Origin of the sequence: Nocardia lasii (genome assembly GCF_042658545.1) — a bacterium.
Classification (GTDB): domain Bacteria; phylum Actinomycetota; class Actinomycetes; order Mycobacteriales; family Mycobacteriaceae; genus Nocardia; species Nocardia lasii.
Genome location: NZ_JBHSQN010000009.1, coordinates 96,862 through 110,032 on the forward strand (window position 1 = coordinate 96,862; position 13,171 = coordinate 110,032).

Here is a 13,171-nt window from a genome sequence, read left to right on the forward strand (position 1 = left end):
ATCCATCGCCCCACCTTCATCAGGCTCGTCGCCGTCAGGGTATGTCCCGCAACGATTTCGTTACGGGCACGATACTGCCCTGACGGCGGGTTCGCCGAATGCCACGTGGGAAATCTTCACCAGTGGATGTAGACCTGGTCGCCGATGCCGACATTCTCGAAGTACCAGGCGGCGTTGTCGGCCGAGAGGTTGATGCAACCGTGGCTCACATTGGCGTTGCCCTGCGAGTCCACCGACCACGGCGCGGAGTGCACCATGACCCCACCCCACGTCAGTCGCACGGCGTACTCACCGTCGATGATGTAGCCCTCCGGGTCTTCCAGGGGGATGCCGATGGTGCGCGAATCGAACACCACCGCACGGTCCTTCTCCAACACGCTGAACGTGCCCGTCGGCGTCTCGAAACCGGGCTTGCCCATCGACGCGGGCATCACACGGGTCTCGCCGTTGGCGGTCACGGTGAACGTGTGGTTCGTCAGGTCCGCGACGGCATAGGTGCCACCGCCGTACTGGGTGCGCTGTCCTCCGATCAGATCCGCGGACGCGGCTCCCGACCAGGATGCGGCCAACAGGGCCGCCATGATCGCGACGAACAGGAAACGAAATGCGCTCCTCATAAACGCCACCCCTTCACTCACTCGTAGGCGGAAACCAAGTCTAGGCCGCCAAGATCGAATCGACCTCACGGAGTGATAACGGGCATCAGGGGCGACGGTGTGTCGACTTGCGTTCACCCTGGTCGGAGCACTCGCGGATTGTTTCCGCTTCGAGACCTGGGGCGCCCTCAGCCGCGAACGGCGTGCAGCACGTCCCCGTGCAGGCCGTCGGCGCGCGCGGCGATGGTGTCGACCCGCAGCAGGGCCGCGGCGAACGGATCGCCCAGTTCGGCGGGCAGCGAGGCCACATTGATCTCGATATTGAGCTGCGAGCTCATCGCCGCGGCCCGCGCGGCGTCGGCGGCGGCGCCGATATCGGTGACCACGTTGGGATTGCCGATCGGCAACAGTTCGGCGGCCAGGCACAGGATCTCGTCGGCCTCGTCGACCACCGCGGCGGGCACCCGGGCCGCCTCGACCAGCGCCGCGTTGATCGCCGCGGTGCGGGCGGCCAGCTCGTCGTCGGTGCCCTTGGGCAGCTTGTAGGCCGCGCCGACCGCGGTGAACGCGGCCGCGTCGGCATCGGCGAGTTCGAGCGCGCGCGCCAGCGCCTTGTCGGCGGCCTCGATGATCCGATCGATCACCGGGCGGTTCACCTCGTCCTTGGCGCGGGTGGTGTAGCGCGCCACCATCGCCACCAGCGCGGCGGCCTGGGCGGCGTGCAGCGCGGCCACCGCGCCGCCGCCGGGGGCGGGCAGCTTCGCGGCCAGCTGCGACAGATAGTGCTCCAAGGTCACCGAACCGAAGGAGGGGGCGATCTGCTGCGGCGAGACGGTGGGCTGCGACACGACGTGGTGGCCTTTCGATGCGGCGAGAAGTGCGTGGAATCACCGTCAACGCTACCGTGCGCCCCCGGATTCACCCCGCGCGACCAGCACCGCATCGCACAGACCGACCGGTCGGGGTGTGCCTCGGGGGCCGGGGCTATGTTGGACCGATGCGGATCGGATTGAGCATCAACTACTCGAGCGGCTTCAAGGAGACGGCGGCCGAGGTCGCCGACCTCGAGAACGCCGGGCTCGACATCATCTTCGTCCCCGAGGCGTACTCGTTCGACGCGGTGAGCGCGCTGGGCTACCTGGCCGCCCGCACCGAACGGGTCCAGCTGGCCTCGGGGATCCTGCAGCTCTACACCCGCACGCCCAGCCTCACCGCGATGACCGCGGCCGGCCTGGACTACGTCTCCGACGGCCGGTTCATCCTCGGCATCGGCGCCTCGGGCCCGCAGGTGATCGAGGGCTTCCACGGCGTGCCCTACGACGCCCCGATCGGACGCACCCGCGAACTGCTCGAGATCTGCCGTAAAGTGTGGCGGCGCGAGAAGCTCAACTACCAGGGCAAGTACTACCAGATCCCGCTGCCCGCCGATCGCGGCACGGGCCTCGGCAAAGAGCTCAAGCTGATCAATCACCCGGTGCGCGCCGACATTCCGGTGCTGCTGGCCGCGCTGGGCCCCAAGAACGTGGAACTGGCCGCCGAGGTCGCCAACGGGTGGCAGCCGATCTTCTTCCTGCCGGAGAAGGCGAAGGACGTGTGGGGCGACGCGCTGGCCGCGGGCAAGGCCAAGCGCGACCCGTCGCTGGGCGAGCTCGACATCTTCGCCGGCCCCGCGCTGGCGATCGGCGAGAACGTCACGCCGCTGCTCGAATTCGTCAAGCCGCACCTGGCCCTCTACATCGGCGGCATGGGCGCCAAGGGCAAGAACTTCTATCACACCCTGGCCACCAAGTACGGCTACGGCGCGGCCGCCGACCGCATCCAGGAGCTGTACCTGGCCGGGGACAAGCAGGCCGCCGCCGCGGCCGTGCCCGACGAGCTGGTCCGCGACGTGTCGCTGATCGGACCGGAGAGCTTCGTGCGCGAGCGCATCGCCGCGATGGCCGAGGCGGGCGTCACCACGCTCAACGTCACCCCCATCGCCGAGGACGCGGCGGGCCGGGTCAAGCTGATCGAGCAGTTGCGCGCCCTGTGCTGAGTCGCCGCACCCCGAGTCGCTGAGACGACGAACGCGCCGCCGCCGGGAGGGTTCCCGGTGGCGGCGCGTTCGTGTGGTGTCAGGACGTGAACGACGCCAAGGCGGCGGCCAGGGTGGTGTGCATGGCGAACACCTGGTCCAGGCTCGTCATCTTCAGCTGACGACTGGTGGCCGGGCCGTCGGCGACGACCGCGATCGAGGTGGTCTCGCCCGCCCGCTGGTGCGCGGCGACCAGGGTCGCCATGCCCGCCGAGGCGAGGAACCCGACCGCGGTCAGGTCGATCACCAGCGCCGCCGGTTTCTCGGCCAGGATGGCCTCGATGGTGGCGTCGAGGGCGGGCGCGGTGGCCAGGTCGACCTCGCCGGTCACCGTCAGCACCGTGACGCCGTCGTGTACCGCCGTCGTGGTGGTCATCGTGTCCGTGAGTGGATACGCGTCTCCGGAAGAGTTGGTCACCGTTCAACAACACACAACTTCGCCCGAGAACGCAACCCGTCGCGACGTGACGTTCGGGCAGGTCGGGTCGGTGGGCAGGGTTGGGGCCGATGTCGGCGGGTCCGCGTCGTACTGTGTGGGCGTGAACATCGAAGTGACGCCGCTACCGGGGATCGGCGTGTGCAAGGACTTCCCGCTGGCACAGGCGCGGCGACGGATCGGCGTGATCGAGCATCGCGACGGGTCGGTCGATCTGGTCGTCTCGCGCGCGGGCGACTACGACACGACCACCTCGATCCCGTTGTCCGACACCGAGATCGGCGTGCTGGCCGGGCTGCTCGGCGCCCCGAGGGTGGTGCAGAAGACCCGCGAGACGCACGGTGCGGGGGAGCTGTCGACCCGACAGTTCGCGATCGATCGCGGCAGCCCGTTCGACGGACGTCCGTTGCGCGACACCGCGATGCGCACCCGCACCAAGGCCTCGGTCGTCGCGGTCGTGCGCGCCGGCGAGGTCACCCCGTCGCCGAGCACCGATTTCACGTTCATCCCCGGCGATCTCGTCGTTGTGGTCGGTACCGACGAGGGCCTGGACGCGGCTGGACGGTTGCTGGGCGCGGGCTGACAATCCATGCGATTGGTAAAGGGCAGGTAAGGTATCCCTAGCTGAGGTTAGGTGATCCCATGAATGTAGAAGTGACATCCCTGCCGGGAATCGGTGTCCGCAAAGAGTTCTCACTCTCGAAGGTGGACCGGCAGATCGGCATCGTCGACCACCGCGACGGTGGTACCGACCTGATTTTCACCAGGGTCGGCGACCCTGATTCGACTGTCCAGATCCCGCTGTCGGTGTCGGAGGCCCGTGCGCTGGCCAGCCTGCTCGGCGCGCCGCAGTTGGTCGCGCAGCTGCGCGAGGAGCACCGCGAACTCGACGGCGTGAGCACCCGCTCGATCCCGGTGCTGGCCGATTCGCCCTATGCCGCACGGCGATTGGGCGACACCGAGCTACGGACCAAGACCCGCGCCTCGATCGTGGCCGTGTTGCGCGCGGGCCAGGTCTCGGCCTCGCCCGGACCCGAGTTCGTGTTCGCGGCAGGCGACATGGTCGTCGTGGTCGGCACCACCGCCGGACTCGATGCCGCCGCTTCGATCCTGACCGACGGCTGAGCCCATGCATGTCAGTGCGACCGCGATGGCGTTGATCCAGCTGGGCGCGGTGTTCTTCGGATTGGGTGTGCTGGGTCGGATCGCGGCCAAGATCGGGCTCTCGCCGATTCCGCTCTACCTGCTCGGCGGTCTGGTGTTCGGCACGGGTGGACTGGTCGAGCTGCACGAGGTGGACGGCTTCATCCACATCGCCAGCGAGATCGGCGTGGTGCTGCTGCTGTTGCTGCTCGGGTTGGAGTACACCGCCGGGGAACTGGTCACCGGGATGCGCAAGTCCTGGCCCGCGGGTCTGCTCGACCTGGCGCTCAACGCCACGCCGGGGGTGATCGTGGCGCTCATGCTGGGTCTGGGCCCCACCGGCGCGATCGCGATGGCGGGCGTCACCTACATCTCCTCCTCGGGCATCGTCGCCAAGGTGCTCAACGACCTCGGTCGACTCGGCAACCGGGAGACGCCGACGATCCTGTCGATCCTGGTGTTCGAGGATCTGGCGATGGCGGTGTATCTGCCGGTGCTCACCGCGGTGCTCGCCGGTGTCGGGTTCATGGCGGGCATGACCACCGTCGGCATCGCGTTGATCGCGGTGACCCTGGTGCTGGTCATCGCGCTGCGCTACGGCAAGTACGTCTCGGCCATCGTGGCCAGTGAGGATCGCGAGATCTTCCTGCTCAAACTGCTCGGTTCGGCGCTGCTGGTGGCCGGAATCGCCTCGGCGGTACAGGTTTCGGCGGCGGTCGGCGCGTTCCTGCTCGGCATCGCGATCTCGGATTCGACCGCGCACGACGCCACCAAGATCCTCGAACCGCTGCGCGATCTGTTCGCGGCGATGTTCTTCGTGCTGTTCGGCCTGAGCACCGATCCGGCGAGTATCCCGCCGGTGCTGGGGTGGGCGGTGCTGCTGGCGGTGGTCACCACGGTCACCAAGATCGCCACGGGCTGGTGGGCCGCCAAACGCGCGGGCGCCTCGCAACTGGGTCGAGCCCGCGCGGGTACCGCCCTGGTCGCGCGCGGTGAGTTCTCGATCGTCATCGCCGGTCTGGCGGTGGCCGCCGGTGCGGTGCCCAGCGAATTCGCCGCGCTGGCCACCACCTACGTGCTGCTGATGGCCATCATCGGCCCGATCGGCGCGCGGGTCGTGGAACCGGTGATGCGGATGACCGTCGGTCGCAAGCAGCGGGTGCAGGTCGACCAGCTCGCGGAGTGAGCGACGCCGCCACGCCGAGCCCCTGCCCCACGGCGGGGGCTCGGCGCGTCTCACGGCTCGATCAATCCGGCACGGATGGCGTACCTGGTGAGGTCGAGCCGGTCGCGCAGCCCGAGTTTCTGCAGGATGTTGGCGCGATGGCGGTCGACGGTCTTGGCGCTGATCACCAGTTCGGCGGCGATCTCGCGCGCGGAGTAGCCCTCGGCGATCAGCTTGAGCACTTCCTCCTCGCGCGGGGTCAGGATGGTCTCGGGCAGGTTCGAGCCCTGCCGTGCCAGCTGCAGATAGTCGCGCACGAGCGCGGTGACGGCGCCGGGATAGAGGAACGACTCCCCGCGCATGGTCGCCCGGCAGGCCTCGATGAGGTCGCGGTCGGCCACCGACTTGAGCACGTAGCCCGACGCGCCCGCCTTGAGCGATTCGAAGAAGTACTGCTCGTTGTCATACATCGACAGCATCAGGATGCGCACCGGGTAGTTGCCCCTGGTGATCTCGCGCGCGGCCTGGATGCCGGTCATCCGGGGCATGGCGATGTCGAGGATGACCAGGTCGATGGTGTTCTCCTCGGCCAGCGCGGTGACCGCGTCGAACCCGTTGGCGGCCTCGGCGACCACGAGCAGATCGGGTTCGTTGTCCAGGATCATCCGCAGCCCGCTGCGCACCAGGGCGTGATCGTCGGCCAACAGGATGCGGGTGGGGGCGCTCACGCGGGCACCTCGTCGAGGGCGCAGACCGGGATGACCAGCTCCACCGCGGTGCCGCCCGAGGGCGGGGAGGTGATGGTCAGGCTCGCGTCGACGAGCATGGCGCGTTCGCGCATTCCGCGAATGCCCGCCCCGTCCTCGGCCGCGCCGCCGCGACCGTTGTCGGTGACCTTCAGGATCACGGTGTCCGCGCGCGCGGCGATGAGCAGGGTCACCTCGTCGGCGCCGGCGTGGCGCAGCACGTTGGTCAGGCTCTCCTGGGCCACCCGGTAGCAGACGAGTTCGATATCGGGATCGAGGCGACTGATCGCCGGATCGACCTCGCGGCGCACGGAAATGCCCGCGGTGCGGCTGAATTCGTGACACAGGGCGGTGATCGCGCTGTGCAGGCCGAGGTCCTCGAGCACATCGGGGCGCAGGCGCGAGGCGATCCCGCGCACCTCGTCGAGACAGCTGCGCACCGTCTCCTGGGCCGCCTCGACCTCCTCGCGCAGCTCGGTCGGGGCCCGGTCGACCACGCGTTTGAGCCGCAACAGCGCCACGGTCAGGCTCTGGCCGATCTCGTCGTGGAGTTCGCGGGCGATGCGGCGGCGTTCGCCCTCCTGGGCGGCCAAGGCGGTGCCGCCCGCCACCGAGCGTTCGGCCTCGAGGCGATCGAGCATGGCGTTGAACGAATCGATCAGCTGATGGAAATCCCCGCTCGCCCCGCGTTCGACCCGCACCGCGCGCCGGGGCGGATCGACCCGACGCATGGAGGCGACCAGCTCGTCGAGCGGGGCCAGTGAGGTGCGCAGCGCCACCGCGTTCGCCGTCAGGATCACCGCGAGCCCGATCACCAGCACCGGCACCTCGGTCAGGCGCAGCCGCGCCGAGACCGTGGCCGGGGAGAAGGCCAGGATCAGCGTGCCGAGGGTGAAGATCACGCCGTTGAGCAAGCAGATCCGCCAGAACAGCGCCGTCACCGGCGTGCGGATCCGCTGCTCGCGTCCTGCTCGCAGCGCTGCGAGACGGTTCATGACACCAAGCATGGTTGCGCTCCTCTCTTCTGTCCATGGTGCCCCGCACCCATCCCGTCCCCGGTTACGGGCCCTGACCGGGCGATGAAATGGGTGTCGCGGCCGATAGTGCCCGCGACCCGGTCGAACAACACTGGCGAGCAGAGGCATTCGACGATCCAAGGAAGGACCGCCGGCAATGGATATCGACCGGACGACGATCCCGGGAGCCGGTGTGCTGCACAGCTTTCACACCCGCCACGGCCACCGATTCGCCCTGCTGACGGAATCGACGGGCGCGCGCCGCATCCTCGCCTACCTCGGCGACAGCGACGAACCCGCCATCGACATCGAGTTGGAGCCCGACGAAGCCGACCAGGTCGCCGAACTGCTGCATTCCCGGCCGTTCGGCGACCGCTTGGCACGTGTCGAGCAACGTCTCGATCTCCTGACCGGACGAAAGGCCAATCCGTGAGCACCGTCGAATCCCCTCGGAGCCATGCCATGCGCGCACGCGATATCGCGATGAACCTGCCGACCGTCCGCACCAGCGACCCGGTGTCGCGCGCGGTCCGGTTGATGGTCGTCAATCGGTTGCCGGGTCTGATCGTCGTCGACGAGCTGGACCGGCCGGTGGCGGTCCTGCCGGGCACCCAGGTGCTGCGCCTGGCCATTCCGGCCTCCTATCACGACGACCCGACGCTGGTCCGCACGATCGACGAGGTGCACGCCGACCTGTTCTGGCAGGAACCGGGCAGCCTCACCGTCGGTGACTGCCTGCCCGACGGCGCGAGCAAGCCGGTCACCGTCGCCCCCGACGCGACCCTGCTCGAGATCGCGATCCTGATGGCGCGCAAGCACAGTCCGCTCATCGCCGTGGTCGATCGCTCGCGCACCCTGCGCGGCGCGATCACCCTGGAACGGTTGCTGACCAGCCTCGCTGTCGTCGGCCCCGGCGACTGAGCGGACGCCGCGCATGGCCGCAGCTCTTGCCGTCATCATCTTCGTGGTCGCGTTCTTCTTCATCGCCACGGAGAAAGCCGACAAGGTCAAAACCGTTCTGATCGCCGCCGGGGCGATGGCCATCCTTGGTCTGATCCCCGGCGACGAGGTCTTCTATTCCGCCCACGAGGGCATCGACTGGAACGTCATCTTCCTGCTGCTCGGGATGATGATCATCGTCGGCGTCATCAAACAGACCGGCCTGTTCGACTATCTGGCGATCTGGTCGGCCAAGCGGTCGCGGGGCAATCCGTATCGCCTGATGGTGATGCTGATGGTGATCACCGCGATCGCCTCGCCGTTCCTCGACAACGTCACCATCATCATGCTGGTCGTGCCGGTGACGCTGGTGGTGTGTCGTCGGCTCGGGATCGCCGCGCAGCCGTTCATCATCGCCGAGGTGCTCGCCTCCAATATCGGTGGCGCGGCGACCCTGATCGGTGACCCGCCCAACATCATCATCGCCAGCCGGGCGGGGTTGACGTTCAACGACTTCCTCGTGCACATGGCGCCCATCGTGGTGATCATCTTCGTGCTGTTCGTCGCGTTCACCCGGGTGCTGTTCCACTCGGCCCTGCGCACCGATCCCACCTCGGTGGACGCGGTGATGGCGCTGCAGGAGCGGCGCGCGATCCGTGATCCGAAACTGCTGGTGCGCTCGATGATCGTGCTGACCGGCGTGGTCATCGGGTTCTGCCTGCACAGCGTGTTGCACGTGGCGCCGTCGGTGATCGCCCTGGTCGGCGCGGGCATCATGGTGCTGGTCTCGGGCCTGGACATCGGCGACATCCTGGCCGAGGTGGAGTGGCCGACGCTGGTGTTCTTCATGGGCCTGTTCGTGATGGTCGCGGGCCTGGTGCACACCGGGGTGATCGCCGCGATCGGCGAGACCGCGATCGGGTGGGTCGGGGACAACTACTTCCTGGCCGCCACGGCCCTGGTCTTCGGCTCGGCGATCCTGGGCGCGTTCGTGGACAACATCCCCTACACCGCCACCATGGCGCCGGTGGTCGAGGACATCGTGGCGGGTGCTCCCGACGCGGCGACCGGCCAGTCGCTGTGGTGGGCCTTCGCCCTGGGCGCCGACTTCGGTGGCAACGGCACCGCGGTCGCGGCCAGCGCCAACGTCGTCGCGCTCGGTATCGCGGCGCGGGCCGGGCAGAAGATCACCTTCTGGCAGTTCACCAAATACGGTGCGCTGGTAACCCTGCTCAGCAGTGTCATCGCCTGGATCTACGTCTGGGTGCGGTACTTCTGAGCTCGCCGACGCGGTGGTCGAGAACACTCGACCACCGCGTCGAACCGGTTAGGCCGGAAGCTGTCGCGCGGCGCCGATCTCGGTGAGACCGCGCAGCGATCGCGGGAGCGGTCCGTGGTGCAGCACGCCGAGTCGCTGGGTCGCGCGGGTGAGCGCGACGTAGAGCTCGGCCGCCCCGCGTGGGCCGTCGTCGAGGATGCGCTGCGGGTCGACGACCAGCACGGCGTCGAACTCCAGCCCCTTCGTCGCCGAGGCGGGCACCGTACCGGGCACCCCGGGCGGTCCGATCACGATGCTCGTGCCCGCCCGCTGAGCCTCCGCGCGCGCGAATTCCTCGATCGCGCCGGGCAATTCGTCGACGGTGACCTGCCGCGACCACGGCGCGACACCGCAGGAGCGCACCGACACCGGCGGCGGCACCTCCGGGGCGAACTCGGCGAGGACCTTCGCGGCCACGGCCATGATCTCGGCGGGGGTGCGGTAGTTCACCGACAGCCCGCGATAGACCCAGCGGCCGGGCACATACGGGGTCAGCATCGCGCCCCACGAGGTGGCCCCGGCGGGAGAGCGGCGCTGGGCGAGATCGCCGACGATGGTGAACGAACGGCTCGGGCAGCGGCGCATGAGCACCCGCCAGTCCATCGCCGAGAGTTCCTGCGCCTCGTCGACCACCACGTGCCCGTAGGTCCAGGTCCGGTCGGCGGCGGCGCGTTCGGCGAGTTCGCGGGTGTCGCGCTCGAGGAAACGCTCGGCCAGGTCCTCGCCGTAGAGCATGTCCTGGGCGAGCAGGTGGTCCTCGTCGTCCATCAGGTCCTCGCGGCTGATCAGCGTGTCCAGCACGCCCGCGGCGTAGTCGGCCTCGGCCTTGCGCGCGCGGTCGGCGGCGTCGTCGACGGGCTTGTCCGGGCCGAGTAGGTCGACCAGTTCGTCGAGCAACGCCACATCCGAGACTGTCCACGCCGCGCCGTCGGCCCGCCACAGCGCCGGATCGGCGCCGGCGCCCGCCAACCGTCGCGGCGACGAATAGAGCTGCGCGAGCAGCCCTTCCGGGGTCAGGATCGGCCAGCACTGATCCAGTGCCGCGGTGAAGTCCGCGTTCTCGGCGAGTTCGGCGATCAGGTCGGCGCGCAACTGCTCCCACGCCTCGGTGTCGTCGCGGGTGAGCCAGCCCTCGCCGATCCGGGCGATCGCGCGTTCGGTGAGCACGTAGGTGACGATCTCGGCGAACACCGCGCGGGCCTCGTTGTGCGGGCGGCCGCTCTCGCGCGCCTCCTCCCGCGCCCACTGCGCGGTCGCGGTGTCGATGCGCAGGGTGACATCGGCCAGCGCGATCGTGAGCGGTTCCTCGGGCAGGCGCTGGTGATCGGCGACGGCCGCGTTCAGCACGTCCAGGATGGACAGGGAACCCTTGAGCCGGGCGGCCTCGGGTGCGTCCTCGGCGCGCGGGCGCAGGCCGGGCACGAGATCGGCGGGGGTCGCGAACACCACATTGGTCTCGCCGAGCGAGGGCAGCACGTGCGCGATGTGGTCGAGGAAGGCTGGGTTCGGGCCGACCACGAGCACGCCCTGGCGTTCCATCCGCTGCCGCTGGGTGTAGAGCAGGTAGGCGACGCGGTGCAGCGCCACGACGGTCTTACCGGTGCCCGGACCGCCCTCGATCACGCTCACCCCGGGGTGGTCGAGGCGGATGATCTCGTCCTGTTCGGACTGGATGGTCGCGACGATGTCGCGCATCCCGTCCCCGCGCGGGGCGTTCACCGCGGCGAGCAACGCCGCGTCCGTCCCGGCCTCGCCGCCGTCGGGGCGGCCGAGCACCTCGTCGGTGAAGCCGACGACCCGTCTGCCGCGCGTGTGGAACTGGCGACGCCGGCGCATCCCCTCGGGACGGGCCCCGGTGGCCACGTAGAACGCGCGAGCGGCGGGCGCGCGCCAGTCCAGCAGCAGCGACTCGAACTCGTTCGACTCGTCGAACAGCCCGATCCGCCCGATGTAGGTCCGTTCGCCCGACACCGCGTCCAGGCGCCCGAAGCACAGCCCGCCCTCGGCCACATCCAGGCGCCGTACCTCCCGGCCCAGCGCCCGCACCGCGTTGTCGCGCTCCATGGGGGAGTCGCCCTTGTCGCGCAGCGCCGCGTCGTAGCGGTCCTTCGCCTGCGCCCGCTCGGCATCCAGGCGCGCGTAGAGCCCGGCCACATAGGCCTGCTCGGCGCGGCGTTGTTCGTCGTACCCGTGCGCTGACATGTGCTCCTGACTGTGCTCTCGGTGCCTCGACGACGACGATTGTGCAGCACCTCCCCGGCCTTGCCGCAAGTCCGGGGGTGCGCTATATATTGAAAGTGGAGCAGCCCGTTGCGTGCTGCCGACCCGCTCGCCGAGGCCGCTGACGGCCCGCCTGCCCGGCCGCGCGAGCCCCTCGCTCGACTCCGTCCCCTCCCACCCGCGTCGCCCTCGTATCGGGCCCAATCCGCCGGTGTCACGAATTGGCCGAATCCCGCGGATAAATGCGCGGAAGTAATTACCGGTTCCGCCGGAGAGAATCGTTACAGGTGCTCGCGAATGCCCGGAAATTGTTATCCGATCTGAATGAAATCCAATGGTAGCAATTGGTTGGCTACCGGGATTATGCCCGCTGAACTGCATGTTCTCGGCGCGGTTCGATGATCGACGAATTCGGGTCATCACTGTTTCATGACGAACTCCGTAGGAGGTCGGATCGGGCTGTACGTTGAGATCTCACTGGTTTCGCCGGGTTCCATTCAGATAACGGAGAGGGCGGAAATGGCAACAGTCAGTCAGCCATCGGGGCGGCGCACAGCGATCTCTCAGCACCATTACTCCACAGCGAAGAATACGTTGACACCCGCGACGTTGGTGACACTCGGGTTGATCGCGCTGATTCCCGTGCTCGTCATCGTCGGTCCCGTCCTCGCCTCGGCGCTGATCGCGCGATACAACGGCGTCGGCTGGACCGGGGGAGCGGGACTCACCGGGGGGATCGGAGTACTCGTCGGCATGTCGGTGCTGGCCGCGGCCTGGGCGTTCAGCCTGGCCTGGCAGCGTGGGACACGATAGGAGATCGGCATGCAGACGTACCGCCCGGTGGCGACGCCACCCATCGACCCGCCTGTGCCCACGGCCGCCGACGACTGCCGGCTGCTGCGGATCGTCGCCCTGATCGAGACGCCGCACCTGTTGGACTCCACCGCCGCACGCCTGCTCGGCTGCGCGCGCAGGCGCTGGCAGGGCAGGCCCGATATCGCCGACCATCCCGCCCTGTGCCGCTGGTCGGCGATCCAGGACGCCCAGCGGCGACCCGAGCAGCCGTGTCTGCGAACGCTTTTCGCCGCGCTGGCCGCCGGATCGCTGGTCGAGGGCGACGCGTGCGCCGATCTGGCCGCCGCGATCATGCTCCTGTCGAGCTGCCCGACCGAGGCGGTGGCGCAGGCCGACCCGCACAGCGAGCAACGCACCGTGCGCTTCTCGGTCTACGCCTACCGCGAGGACGACCTCCCGCTCGCCGAGGATCTGATCACCACCACGATCCGCGCCTGCGGCACCGTGCTGGCGCGGCGCAGCTCGATCCTGCACCCGGCCTACCGGCCCGCCACCCCGCTGCTGGATCGCCCGGCCCCGGATCTGCTCGTCCTTGGTAGCACCGCCGCTCGCTGACCCCGATTCCCGCGCGCCGCCCGACGCGCGCCGGACCTCGCGTCCGGTCGCGTCGGGCGTTCGCGTGTGCGCGGTGGGGATGTTCGCCCGAGGCGGTCGCGCGCGCGT

General features: G+C 69.1%; 14 protein-coding genes and 1 pseudogene. 9 read left to right on the forward strand and 6 right to left on the reverse strand.

All coding sequences use genetic code 11. The features are described from left to right. Window positions 1-116: 116 nt before the first annotated feature. A pseudogene (locus ACFP3H_RS13635) lies at window positions 117-506 on the reverse strand (L,D-transpeptidase); the annotation flags it as partial. Window positions 507-784: 278 nt separating this feature from the next. Next, window positions 785-1,444, reverse strand: coding sequence for a cyclodeaminase/cyclohydrolase family protein (locus ACFP3H_RS13640; protein WP_378605026.1), 660 nt, complete (start codon window positions 1,442-1,444; stop codon window positions 785-787). Window positions 1,445-1,593: 149 nt separating this feature from the next. Here ACFP3H_RS13640 and ACFP3H_RS13645 point away from each other — a divergent pair, with 149 nt between their 5' ends. Next, window positions 1,594-2,631: an LLM class F420-dependent oxidoreductase gene (locus tag ACFP3H_RS13645; protein WP_378605029.1), complete on the forward strand. Its 1,038-nt coding sequence runs from the start codon at window positions 1,594-1,596 to the stop codon at window positions 2,629-2,631. A gap of 79 nt (window positions 2,632-2,710) precedes the next feature. Here ACFP3H_RS13645 and ACFP3H_RS13650 read toward each other — a convergent pair whose 3' ends face one another. After that, entirely contained in the window at window positions 2,711-3,046 is a 336-nt protein-coding gene (locus ACFP3H_RS13650) for an STAS domain-containing protein (RefSeq protein WP_378605032.1), read from the reverse strand. 163 nt (window positions 3,047-3,209) lie between these two features. Here ACFP3H_RS13650 and ACFP3H_RS13655 point away from each other — a divergent pair, with 163 nt between their 5' ends. Genes ACFP3H_RS13655 through ACFP3H_RS13665 form a run of 3 tightly spaced genes read left to right on the forward strand, consistent with a single transcriptional unit; the run spans window position 3,210 to window position 5,435 of the window. Then, window positions 3,210-3,689 carry a cation:proton antiporter regulatory subunit gene (locus ACFP3H_RS13655; RefSeq protein WP_378605035.1) on the forward strand — a complete coding sequence of 160 codons (480 nt, stop codon included), beginning with the start codon at window positions 3,210-3,212 and terminating at the stop codon, window positions 3,687-3,689. A 59-nt stretch (window positions 3,690-3,748) separates the two neighbouring features. Continuing rightward, on the forward strand, window positions 3,749-4,231 hold the full coding sequence (locus ACFP3H_RS13660; protein ID WP_378605038.1) for a cation:proton antiporter regulatory subunit: 483 nt from the start codon (window positions 3,749-3,751) through the stop codon (window positions 4,229-4,231). A gap of 4 nt (window positions 4,232-4,235) precedes the next feature. Continuing rightward, complete coding sequence (locus ACFP3H_RS13665; RefSeq protein WP_378605041.1) at window positions 4,236-5,435, forward strand: cation:proton antiporter; 1,200 nt, start codon at window positions 4,236-4,238, stop codon at window positions 5,433-5,435. Between the two features lie 50 nt (window positions 5,436-5,485). Here the strand turns inward: ACFP3H_RS13665 and ACFP3H_RS13670 are convergent, their stop codons facing one another. Continuing rightward, window positions 5,486-6,142 (reverse strand): response regulator, encoded by a 657-nt coding sequence (locus tag ACFP3H_RS13670; RefSeq protein ID WP_378605044.1) that lies wholly within the window; start codon window positions 6,140-6,142, stop codon window positions 5,486-5,488. Then, window positions 6,139-7,155, reverse strand: a complete 1,017-nt coding sequence (locus ACFP3H_RS13675; protein ID WP_378605047.1) for a sensor histidine kinase — start codon at window positions 7,153-7,155, stop codon at window positions 6,139-6,141. Before ACFP3H_RS13675 ends, ACFP3H_RS13670 begins: the two co-directional genes overlap by 4 nt. Before the next feature lie 178 nt (window positions 7,156-7,333). On the opposite strand from ACFP3H_RS13675, the gene ACFP3H_RS13680 reads away from it, so the two are divergent. Genes ACFP3H_RS13680 through ACFP3H_RS13690 form a run of 3 tightly spaced genes read left to right on the forward strand, consistent with a single transcriptional unit; the run spans window position 7,334 to window position 9,394 of the window. Further along, window positions 7,334-7,609, forward strand: coding sequence for a hypothetical protein (locus ACFP3H_RS13680; protein WP_378605050.1), 276 nt, complete (start codon window positions 7,334-7,336; stop codon window positions 7,607-7,609). A gap of 29 nt (window positions 7,610-7,638) precedes the next feature. Beyond that, on the forward strand, window positions 7,639-8,097 hold the full coding sequence (locus ACFP3H_RS13685) for a CBS domain-containing protein (protein ID WP_378605053.1): 459 nt from the start codon (window positions 7,639-7,641) through the stop codon (window positions 8,095-8,097). Window positions 8,098-8,110: 13 nt separating this feature from the next. Beyond that, the gene (locus tag ACFP3H_RS13690) at window positions 8,111-9,394 is read left to right on the forward strand and encodes an ArsB/NhaD family transporter (protein ID WP_378605056.1); all 1,284 of its coding nucleotides are present in this window, start codon (window positions 8,111-8,113) and stop codon (window positions 9,392-9,394) included. Between the two features lie 48 nt (window positions 9,395-9,442). Here ACFP3H_RS13690 and helR read toward each other — a convergent pair whose 3' ends face one another. After that, window positions 9,443-11,635, reverse strand: a complete 2,193-nt coding sequence (gene helR / locus ACFP3H_RS13695) for an RNA polymerase recycling motor ATPase HelR (RefSeq protein WP_378605059.1) — start codon at window positions 11,633-11,635, stop codon at window positions 9,443-9,445. 630 nt (window positions 11,636-12,265) lie between these two features. Between helR and ACFP3H_RS13700 the strand changes: the two genes are divergently transcribed. Together ACFP3H_RS13700 and ACFP3H_RS13705 are read left to right on the forward strand one after the other, a co-directional pair. Then, window positions 12,266-12,466, forward strand: coding sequence for a hypothetical protein (locus ACFP3H_RS13700; protein WP_378605062.1), 201 nt, complete (start codon window positions 12,266-12,268; stop codon window positions 12,464-12,466). A gap of 9 nt (window positions 12,467-12,475) precedes the next feature. Then, entirely contained in the window at window positions 12,476-13,063 is a 588-nt protein-coding gene (locus tag ACFP3H_RS13705; protein WP_378605065.1) for a hypothetical protein, read from the forward strand. The last annotated feature ends 108 nt before the right edge of the window (window positions 13,064-13,171 follow it).